The 9398-nt window shown below is 51.8% G+C and carries 8 protein-coding genes and 1 tRNA gene; 6 read left to right on the top strand and 3 right to left on the bottom strand.

Annotated features, from left to right (window positions below):
• The first annotated feature begins 410 nt into the window (after positions 1-410).
• The gene (locus J2Z18_RS05630; RefSeq protein ID WP_210094348.1) at positions 411-1481 is read left to right on the top strand and encodes a PdaC/SigV domain-containing protein; all 1071 of its coding nucleotides are present in this window, start codon (positions 411-413) and stop codon (positions 1479-1481) included.
• Positions 1482-1776: 295 nt separating this feature from the next.
• Here J2Z18_RS05630 and J2Z18_RS05625 read toward each other — a convergent pair whose 3' ends face one another.
• The 3 genes from J2Z18_RS05625 to J2Z18_RS05615 all read right to left on the bottom strand — a co-directional run bounded on the left by J2Z18_RS05625 (position 1777) and on the right by J2Z18_RS05615 (position 3198).
• Positions 1777-2223 (bottom strand): hypothetical protein, encoded by a 447-nt coding sequence (locus J2Z18_RS05625; protein WP_210094347.1) that lies wholly within the window; start codon positions 2221-2223, stop codon positions 1777-1779.
• Positions 2224-2362: 139 nt separating this feature from the next.
• A complete protein-coding gene (clpP, locus tag J2Z18_RS05620) occupies positions 2363-2959 on the bottom strand; it encodes an ATP-dependent Clp endopeptidase proteolytic subunit ClpP (RefSeq protein WP_007133013.1) in 597 nt (198 codons plus the stop codon).
• Between the two features lie 164 nt (positions 2960-3123).
• Positions 3124-3198: transfer RNA gene (locus tag J2Z18_RS05615), tRNA-Arg, on the bottom strand.
• Between the two features lie 263 nt (positions 3199-3461).
• Here J2Z18_RS05615 and J2Z18_RS05610 point away from each other — a divergent pair.
• The 5 genes from J2Z18_RS05610 to gpmI all read left to right on the top strand — a co-directional run bounded on the left by J2Z18_RS05610 (position 3462) and on the right by gpmI (position 9386).
• Positions 3462-4505: a sugar-binding transcriptional regulator gene (locus J2Z18_RS05610; protein WP_210094346.1), complete on the top strand. Its 1044-nt coding sequence runs from the start codon at positions 3462-3464 to the stop codon at positions 4503-4505.
• Between the two features lie 118 nt (positions 4506-4623).
• Positions 4624-5628, top strand: a complete 1005-nt coding sequence (gap, locus tag J2Z18_RS05605) for a type I glyceraldehyde-3-phosphate dehydrogenase (RefSeq protein ID WP_007133015.1) — start codon at positions 4624-4626, stop codon at positions 5626-5628.
• A gap of 194 nt (positions 5629-5822) precedes the next feature.
• Positions 5823-7004, top strand: a complete 1182-nt coding sequence (locus J2Z18_RS05600; RefSeq protein WP_007133016.1) for a phosphoglycerate kinase — start codon at positions 5823-5825, stop codon at positions 7002-7004.
• Positions 7005-7087: 83 nt separating this feature from the next.
• Positions 7088-7840, top strand: a complete 753-nt coding sequence (tpiA, locus tag J2Z18_RS05595; protein ID WP_028406079.1) for a triose-phosphate isomerase — start codon at positions 7088-7090, stop codon at positions 7838-7840.
• A gap of 1 nt (position 7841) precedes the next feature.
• Positions 7842-9386, top strand: coding sequence for a 2,3-bisphosphoglycerate-independent phosphoglycerate mutase (gene gpmI, locus J2Z18_RS05590; RefSeq protein WP_028406078.1), 1545 nt, complete (start codon positions 7842-7844; stop codon positions 9384-9386).
• Positions 9387-9398 lie beyond the last annotated feature (12 nt).

Raw genomic sequence — 9398 nt, 5'->3', positions numbered from 1 at the left:
AATTTTATTGTCAGGCTAGCGTCTTTAGGCGCAGTTTGGCAACAAGGGGTTATACCCCAAGAGCAAACCACCCGTTTGACGGGTGGTTCTGATTGGAATGGGGATCATGACGGAGGAGCAGCGGTCTATGAGATATGCCAAAGATTTTGAATGTTATAGAACCAGCTGAAGTGGTAAGACACTATAAAGAGATACGGTTCGCAGATCGATCAGGTGAAGGAAGCAGCCCGTTCATAAGTTTTGGTCAAATATGGGGAAATAAGACTATAAGACTATATTCTTCATGTAGTTCCTATAGCATGGAATCAAAATTGTCATTCACTTGTTACCAAACGGTGGTCCGGATTTTTTATAATGAATGAGGGTAATAAACAACTATGGCAACTTAAATTGGAAAAGGTGGAACTAATATGAATTCCAAATTTCGCGTATGCGCAACAATTATTGCAACTGGCGTCCTGCTCGGAAGTCTTGGCTTGAACGGACAGGTCATCGATGCAAGCCCCTCGAAGCCCTCTGTTTCCGCCAGCCACAACGTAGCGAAGAAGAATGAAGTGACATTGAAATGGAACGGCAAGACCCTATCCCAGAAGGGAGTCCTTCTGCACGGAGTTACTTATATCCCTGCAACCGTACTCCGGGATGCGGCGGGAATGCCCCTGAAATATGATTCGAAAAACCGTACGTATACCCTGAACGCCGGCTATCATCAACTAAGTGCCGTTGTGTATGATTCGAAGGAAATCGGCTTGTTGGTCAACGGCCTCTATGCCGGAGAGCCTGGGGGTCAAATCCTCAACGGACGGCTCTATCTGCCGTTCAAGACGGTCAGCGAATACTTAGGGATCCAGGGACAATGGAGTCCGTCCTCGAAGACGCTCAGCTTGACGAAGAAGCAGAGCGATCTAACGATCAAATCGGAAACGTTGAAGAAGACGATCCAGGGCGTGGAAGCTGCTGTGAGTTATCCGGTTGTCAGCGGCCTAAGCAATGGCGAGGCCCAAACTCAAATCAACAGCGTATTGAAAAAGCATGCGGAAAGCGTGATCGCCCGCGCAGAGGAAAGCATCAAGGAGCTTCCTCCGGGTGAAGACAGCTTCCCTTATGCCTTCGAAGGCAATTTTGTGGTCCACTACAACAAGGACGGCTTGCTGAGTGTTACGGCGCATGATTATTCCTATCTCGGCGGCGCGCACGGCATGACCTTCAAGAACAGCTTCACGTTCTCCCTGAAGGATGGAAAGCTGCTGAAGCTTGGCGATTTCATCGACCTGAAGGGCAAGAAGAAGAAGCTCGACAACCGCGTCTTGAGCGAGTTGAAGAAGGGCGGGGGCTACCTTGGCGGATTCGAAGGAGTTCCGGAAGATGCGGAATTCTATCTGAAGGATAACGCCGTGGTCCTGTACTTCCAGCTGTATGAATACACGGCTTATGCCTACGGCTTCCCTGAATTTGAATTGAAGCTGAAGGAATGGAAATAAGGATGGGAACCGCAGGTTCTGAACCATGGGATAACTGAATCCTAGGGGGCGCGAGGCCTGTGACCGTTTGATACACTGTGATGTAAAGATGCAACAATGTGCCGGAATACAAAAAGAAATCCCTTGGATCGCAGCCTGAGGTTAACTTCAGGCCTAGCGGCCAAGGGATTTTTGTATGCGTAGGGCATGGCGGAGGGGTCTGCATCACAGTTGGGTATAGCTAATCAGACGGATATGGGCATTCACAAGCTCATGAACCAATTACGAATCCATCCTGAAGGGATCCGATGGAATCTCATGTTGCTTGTTGAGGATCCCTCCGTCTGAAGCGGGAATGTCCAATTCCGTAACCAATTATACCGGCTCCCCAACCAACGGCCGCATGGACAAGAGGATAAACCGTCTCCTCCGAGTGACCGGTGTAGTGGACGAGCCCGTAAAGGGGGACGGCGTAGAGAAGGACGAATGGAATGAGAACGACGTAGAGCTTCAGCAAGTAGCCGACGACCATGAAGAACACGCCGACGAGCCAATAAGCCGAGAACCAGCGGGGGTAGAATGTCTGATTGGTATACCCCATCACAAAACCGGAGAACAGAAGCAGAAGGACAAGAACAATGGAGGCAACTCCATGAATTGCATGCGGATCGGCGCCGGAAACGGCACGCTCCAGGTTCATGATCAGAAACGGAAGATGGACGAGCACGAGCATGAAAACAAAGGATATTTTAGAGCCGATCATAAGGACCTCCCTGTATATTAGGAATCAACAATGCAATTATACCAGAAATAACCATTGGGGTTGGTCACTATGTTCTATACAGACATAAGAAAAAAGGCATGCACCTTTACGTGTGCATGCCTTTTGCATGTATTGCTTCTTATAGTCCTTGCGAAGGCGTCTTCTCCAACACTTGGTCGACGAGACCGTATTCTTTGGCTTCTTCAGCCGTCATGAAGTAGTCGCGGTCGGTATCCTTCTCGATCCGCTCCAGCGGTTGGCCGGTGCGCTCGGCAAGAATACGGTTCAGCTTGTCGCGCATCTTCAGAATGCGGCGTGCCCGGATTTCGATATCCGTTGCTTGACCTTGTGCGCCGCCAAGCGGCTGGTGAATCATGATTTCGCTGTTCGGCAGCGCGTAGCGCTTGCCCTTAGCGCCTGCATTCAGCAGGAATGCACCCATGGAGGCGGCCATACCGACACAGATGGTCGAGACGTCCGGCTTGATGAATTGCATCGTATCGAATATTGCCATCCCCGCGGTGATCGAACCGCCAGGGCTATTGATGTAAAGGTGAATATCCTTCTCCGGATCCTCTGCCGACAAGAACAGCATTTGGGCAATGATGGAATTGGCGACCACGTCATTGACGTCGGAGCCGAGGAAGATTATGCGGTCTTTCAGCAATCTGGAATAGATGTCGTATGCCCGCTCGCCGCGGTTGCTTTGTTCAACGACCATAGGTATAAAACTCACGTGAAAAACCTCCTCATTAAGTGCATCACTAATAAATACTGTTACCGTATTACCCACATGATAAACAATTTTAATCAAAAAGTCAAAGATAGTCAAACTATTGGGCAAAAAAAAGAGCCGTCATGGGCACTTTCGGGTAATTCATATATGAGAAAATTTAAAGATGGCGCGCCCGCGAGGAATCGAACCTCGATCTCAGGCTCCGGAGGCCTACGTCATATCCATTGGACCACGGGCGCATATAAAAAATCAGCAACGAAGATGATTATACCCTATCTAATAGAAAAACACAAGAGCGGATAAAACATTGTTTTGATATATAGAGAGGTTTCGATTTGGCCATAATGTATAAGAATGATGGTTGCAGAGAAATATACGTTCGGACACTTGCAACCTGCATCATTATTGGTTAGAATAGGGGTGGGACTTAAAAGGTTATCCTGGGACATTTTACGTCCAACCGATAGAAGAGCCGAGACGAAAGTTTGCAGGAGTGGAATGCATGCGTAACCTATTAGAAATACAAGAGCAGCTTCTGCCCGATTTGATGGACACCTTTAAACGAAGGTACACGATCCTCCATCAGATCAAGCTGTCCGGGCTGGTCGGCCGACGAACGCTGGCGTCATCCTTATCGATGACGGAACGGGTTCTGCGGGCTGAAACCGATCTTCTGAAAGCGCAGGGACTGATCGAGATTGAGACGCTCGGTATGCGGATCAGCCATGCAGGACTGTGTCTGCTCGAAGAACTGGAGCCGCTCATGAAGGATTTGTTCGGGCTGGTCGAGCTTGAGGAGAAGATCAAGAAGGCCTACGGACTCCGCAAGGTTGTCGTCATTCCCGGTGACAGTGAATCCTCTCCGGAAGTGAAGCGCGAGCTCGGACGTGCCGGAGCAAGAACACTGCTAAGCTTCGTCGAGAACGGCGATACGATCGCCGTCACGGGTGGATCCACGCTCGCCGAAGTCGCGGAGCAGATGTCACCGCTTGCGGCAGGGCCTCTGAAAGGCACATGGTTTGTGCCCGCACGCGGCGGTCTCGGAGAGAGCATGGAAATTCAGGCCAACACGATTGCTTCCAAGATGGCAAAGCGCGTGGGTGCCGAATATCGTCTGCTGCACGTGCCTGATCTCCTTAGCGAGGATGCCTATCAATCCCTAGTGCAGGATCAGCACATCCAGGAGATTGTGGATGTCATCCGACGTTCCCGGATCATTATCCACGGGATCGGCGACGCGATGGAAATGGCCAGAAGACGCAAGCTGGACGAGGACTCGATCCGCAGCCTCCAGCAGGATGGGGCGATTGCCGAATCCTTCGGATACTACTTCAGCGAGGAAGGCGCGGTTGTCCACAAGATGCTGACTCTCGGGCTCCGGCTGGAGGACATCATGCAGACGGAGACGATCATTGGCATTGCCGGCGGCCGAAGCAAAGGCAAAGCGATTCATGCCGTGCTGAAATTCGGGCACGAGGATATCCTCGTTACGGATGAGGCGGCTGCGCTGGAGGTAGAGAAGGAGATCGATGCAGCGGCATCGTAACCTTAAGGTCCGGCAAGCATACAGGTGCAAGGCCTCGTTATTCTTTATCCCGTTGTCTTGATCGGCTTAACGGTCGGTCTTGAATATATTAATTTTACAAATATGGAGGGAACTACTCATGGTTAAAGTAGGTATTAACGGTTTTGGACGTATTGGACGCAACGTGTTCCGTGCTGCGCTGAACAACAGCGAAGTAGAAATCGTTGCAATCAACGATTTGACGGACGTAAGCACGCTGGCTCACCTTTTGAAATATGACACGACTCACGGAAGACTGAATGCAACCGTTGAAGCTAAAGAAGGCGCACTGGTTGTAAACGGCCGTGAGATCAAAGTATTTGCTGAGCGCAACCCTGAAGCATTGCCTTGGGCTGAGTACGGCGTAGAAATCGTTGTTGAGTCCACGGGTATCTTCACAGCGAAAGAGAAAGCTTCCGCTCACCTGAAAGGCGGCGCTAAGAAAGTTATTATCTCCGCTCCAGCTACGGACGAGGATATCACTATCGTTATGGGCGTTAACGAAGAGAAATACGATGCTGCTAACCACACCATCATCTCCAACGCTTCTTGTACAACCAACTGCTTGGCTCCATTCGCTAAAGTTCTCGACGAGAAGTTCGGCATCGTGAAAGGTATGATGACTACCGTTCACTCCTACACGAACGACCAGCAAGTGCTTGACCTTCCGCACAAAGACCTGCGTCGTGCTCGTGCAGCTGCAGAGAACATCATTCCTTCCACAACAGGTGCTGCTAAAGCGGTTAGCCTGGTTCTGCCGCAATTGAAAGGCAAGCTGAACGGTATGGCAATGCGCGTACCTACGAAGAACGTTTCCGTAACGGACCTCGTTGTTGAGCTGTCCAAGAACGTTACGCAAGAAGAAGTTAACGCAGCGCTGAAAGCAGCTGCTGAGGGTCCATTGAAAGGCATCCTGAACTACTCCGACGAGCCGCTCGTATCGAGCGACTACAATGGCGATCCTGCTTCTTCCACGATCGACGCGCTCTCCACAATGGTTGTTGGCGACAACATGGTTAAAGTTGTTTCCTGGTATGACAACGAGTGGGGCTATTCCAACCGTGTCGTTGACCTCGCTGCTTACATCGCAAGCAAAGGTCTGTAATTGATCCAGCCAACCAATCGAAGAGGAGTTCCGTTTACGGGCCTCCTCTTTGGTTCATGGTTTTAACCTGTTTTCATGCCAGAGTACTGGGAAGTAGCGAGAGAAGCCGGCTCTGGCGGGCGATTAGAGAGAGAAACGAGAGCAGCGGCATGCTGCCCGGCGAGGGAGAACATTTTGTTAGGAGGAACGTGGAGATGAACAAGAAAAGTGTGCGTGACGTAGAAGTAAGCGGCAAACGGGTGTTTGTCCGCGTCGATTTCAATGTACCGCTCGAAGATGGTAAAATTACAGACGACACTCGGATTCGCGAAACTTTGCCGACGATTCAATATTTGGTGGAGCGGGGCGCCAAGGTCATCCTGGCGAGCCATTTGGGCCGTCCGAAAGGCGAGGTTGTCGAATCGCTGCGTCTGAATCCTGCGAGCGAGCGTCTGTCCGAGCTGCTGGGCAAGCCGGTAGCAAAAGCGGACGAAGCTGTAGGGGAAGCGGTAAAAGCGCAGGTCGAAAAGCTGCAAAACGGCGACGTGCTGGTGCTTGAAAATGTTCGTTTTTATCCAGGTGAAGAGAAGAATGATCCGGAGCTGGCGAAGCAGTTCGCAGAGCTTGCCGATCTGTTCGTGAACGACGCGTTTGGCGCAGCACACCGTGCGCATGCATCTACTGAAGGTATTGCTCATCATCTTCCAGCCGTATCCGGCCTCTTGATGGAGAAGGAGCTGTCCGTTCTCGGCAAAGCCCTCTCGAATCCGGATCGTCCGTTCACGGCGATTATCGGCGGCTCGAAGGTTAAGGACAAAATCGATGTCATCGACAACCTGCTGAACATTGCCGACAACGTGATCATCGGCGGCGGATTGACGTATACCTTCCTCAAGGCGCAAGGGCATGAAATCGGCCAATCTCTGCTTGATAAAGAGAAGCTGGATGCCGCGCTCGGATTCATCGAGAAAGCGAAGCAGCTCGGCAAGAATTTCTACCTGCCTGAAGATATCGTCGTTACCGACGAATTCAGCGCAAATGCCAACACCAAGATTGTCAATATCGATGGTATTCCGGCTGATTGGGAAGGCATTGACATCGGACCGAAGACTCGTGCCAAATATGCTGAAGTCATTAAAAACTCCAAGCTGGTTGTATGGAACGGACCTATGGGCGTATTCGAAATCGAACCATTCAGCCATGGTACCCGTGCAGTGGCACAGGCATGTGCAGAAACGGAAGCCTACACGGTGATCGGCGGCGGGGATTCCGCAGCAGCTGCTGAGAAATTCGGACTCGCTGACAAGATGGACCATATTTCCACCGGCGGCGGTGCGTCTCTTGAGTTCATGGAAGGCAAAGCACTTCCTGGTGTTGTGGCACTGAACGATAAATAAAGATATAGATCAATGATTTTGGATAGCTAATGTGGAAGAAGCTTGAACCCCGGCTCACCGGGGGGAATAAAGGAGTGAACTGTGTGAGAACACCTATCATAGCTGGCAACTGGAAAATGTTTAAGACGGTTCCGGAAGCAAAGGCTTTTTTCGAAGAGATTAAAGGCAAAGCGGAAGTAGAAGGCGTGGAAAGCGTGATCTGCGCACCGTTTACGAATCTTCCGGCTTTGGTGGAAGCAGCCAAAGGAACGAACATCAAGATCGGCGCGCAAAACCTCCATTTTGAAGATAACGGCGCATTTACAGGCGAAATCAGCGGTTTGATGCTGAAGGACCTGGGCGTTGATTATGTCATTATCGGACATTCCGAGCGCCGCCAATACTTTGCAGAAACCGATGAGATCGTGAACAAGAAGGTTCATGCGGCATTCCGTCACGGCTTGCTGCCGATCGTATGCGTAGGCGAGAAGCTGGAAGAGCGTGAAGCCGGCCAGACGAAAGATGTGTGCAAGGTGCAGACCGAAGCCGCATTTGCAGGTCTCCCTGCAGACCAAGCGGTTCATGTTGTCATTGCTTACGAGCCAATCTGGGCTATCGGGACAGGCAAATCTTCCACGGCTGAGGATGCTAACGAAGTGATCGCCTATATCCGCGAGCTGGTGAAGGGCTTGTACGGTGAAAGTGTTGCAGCTCAAGTACGGATTCAGTACGGCGGCAGCGTGAAGCCTGAAAATGTAGCGGAGTATATGGGACAAAGCGACATCGACGGCGCGCTCGTCGGCGGTGCAAGTCTTCAGCCGGCTTCCTACATCGCACTCGTTGAGGGGGCGAAGTAAGATGACAGCTCCAAGACCAGTAGCCCTGATCATCATGGACGGTTTCGGGCTTCGCAACACCGAAGTAGGCAATGCAGTCGCTCAAGCGAACAAGCCGAATTATGACCGGTACTTGAAGCAGTATCCGAACACAACGCTTACCGCTTGCGGCGAAGCGGTTGGTTTGCCGGAAGGCCAGATGGGGAACTCTGAAGTAGGCCACCTGAACATCGGCGCAGGCCGGATCGTGTACCAAGACCTGACCCGGATCTCGAAGTCGATTCGTGAAGGCGAGTTCTTCGAGAACGATACGCTGGTCGAGGCGGTTCGCGCGGCAAAAAACAGCGGCAAGAAGCTTCATCTGTACGGGCTTGTGTCGGATGGCGGGGTACATAGCCACATCGAGCATATGTTTGCGATGCTGGACCTGGCCAAAAAGGAAGGCATGCAGGACGTTTACATCCATGGCTTCATGGACGGACGGGATGTAGCGCCTGACAGCGGCAAGCAGTTCGTGAAAGATCTCATTGCCAAGATCCAGGAAGTGGGCGTTGGACAGATCGCTACATTGTCCGGACGCTATTACGCGATGGACCGCGACAAGCGTTGGGATCGCGTGGAGAAGGCTTACCGCGCCATGGTATACGGAGAAGGACCGAAGTACACCGATCCGCTCAAAGCGATTACCGAATCGTATGAGAAATCCGTATATGACGAATTCGTCGAGCCTACGGTGATCGTTGATGACCAAGGCCAGCCGATAAGCCTTGTGGAAAGCGGCGATTCGGTCGTCTTCCTGAACTTCCGCCCTGACCGCGCGATTCAATTGTCCCAGGTGTTCACGAATAAGGATTTCCGCGGATTCGATCGCGGTCCGGGATTCCCGCAGAACCTGCATTTCGTGTGCTTGACCCTGTTCAGCGAGACGGTGGAGGGCTTCGTTGCCTACAAGCCGAAGGATCTGGACAACACGCTTGGCGAAGTGCTGGTGCAGCATAACAAGAAGCAGCTGCGCATTGCGGAAACCGAGAAATATCCGCATGTGACGTTCTTCTTCAGCGGCGGACGCGATGTGGAGCTTCCAGGCGAAACGCGCATCCTCATCAACTCGCCGAAGGTAGCAACCTATGACCTCAAGCCGGAAATGAGCGCTTACGAGGTCGCAGATGCGTGCGTGAAGGAAATCGAAGCCGAGAAGCATGATGCGATTATCCTGAACTTCGCGAACCCGGACATGGTTGGCCACTCGGGCATGCTCGAGCCAACCAAGAAGGCGGTTGAAGTGACGGATGAGTGCGTCGGCAAAGTGGTTGAGGCCGTTCTGGCTAAAGGCGGGGTCGCCATCATTACGGCTGACCACGGCAATGCGGACATGGTATTCGACGAGAATGGACGCCCATTCACGGCTCATACCACCAACCCGGTACCGTTCATCGTTACCGATGAGAACGTGACGCTGCGCGAAGGCGGCATTCTGGCCGATATTGCTCCGACGATCCTCGACCTGATGGATCTGCCGAAGCCGGCTGAAATGACCGGAACTTCCATGATTGCGGCGCGTAAATAAAGACGGACAAAA

Source organism: Paenibacillus lactis (assembly GCF_017873605.1).
GTDB lineage: Bacteria > Bacillota > Bacilli > Paenibacillales > Paenibacillaceae > Paenibacillus_AQ > Paenibacillus_AQ lactis.
The sequence above is the reverse complement of the archived record's forward strand: the minus strand, read 5'-3'. Positions and strand labels throughout refer to the sequence as shown.

Coding starts and splice junctions, on each gene's coding strand:
- J2Z18_RS05630 (WP_210094348.1), top strand. CDS start 411: ATGAATTCCAAATTTCGCGTATGCGCAACAATTATTGCAACTGGCGTC.
- J2Z18_RS05625 (WP_210094347.1), bottom strand. CDS start 2,223: ATGATCGGCTCTAAAATATCCTTTGTTTTCATGCTCGTGCTCGTCCAT.
- J2Z18_RS05610 (WP_210094346.1), top strand. CDS start 3,462: ATGCGTAACCTATTAGAAATACAAGAGCAGCTTCTGCCCGATTTGATG.
- gap (WP_007133015.1), top strand. CDS start 4,624: ATGGTTAAAGTAGGTATTAACGGTTTTGGACGTATTGGACGCAACGTG.
- J2Z18_RS05600 (WP_007133016.1), top strand. CDS start 5,823: ATGAACAAGAAAAGTGTGCGTGACGTAGAAGTAAGCGGCAAACGGGTG.
- gpmI (WP_028406078.1), top strand. CDS start 7,842: ATGACAGCTCCAAGACCAGTAGCCCTGATCATCATGGACGGTTTCGGG.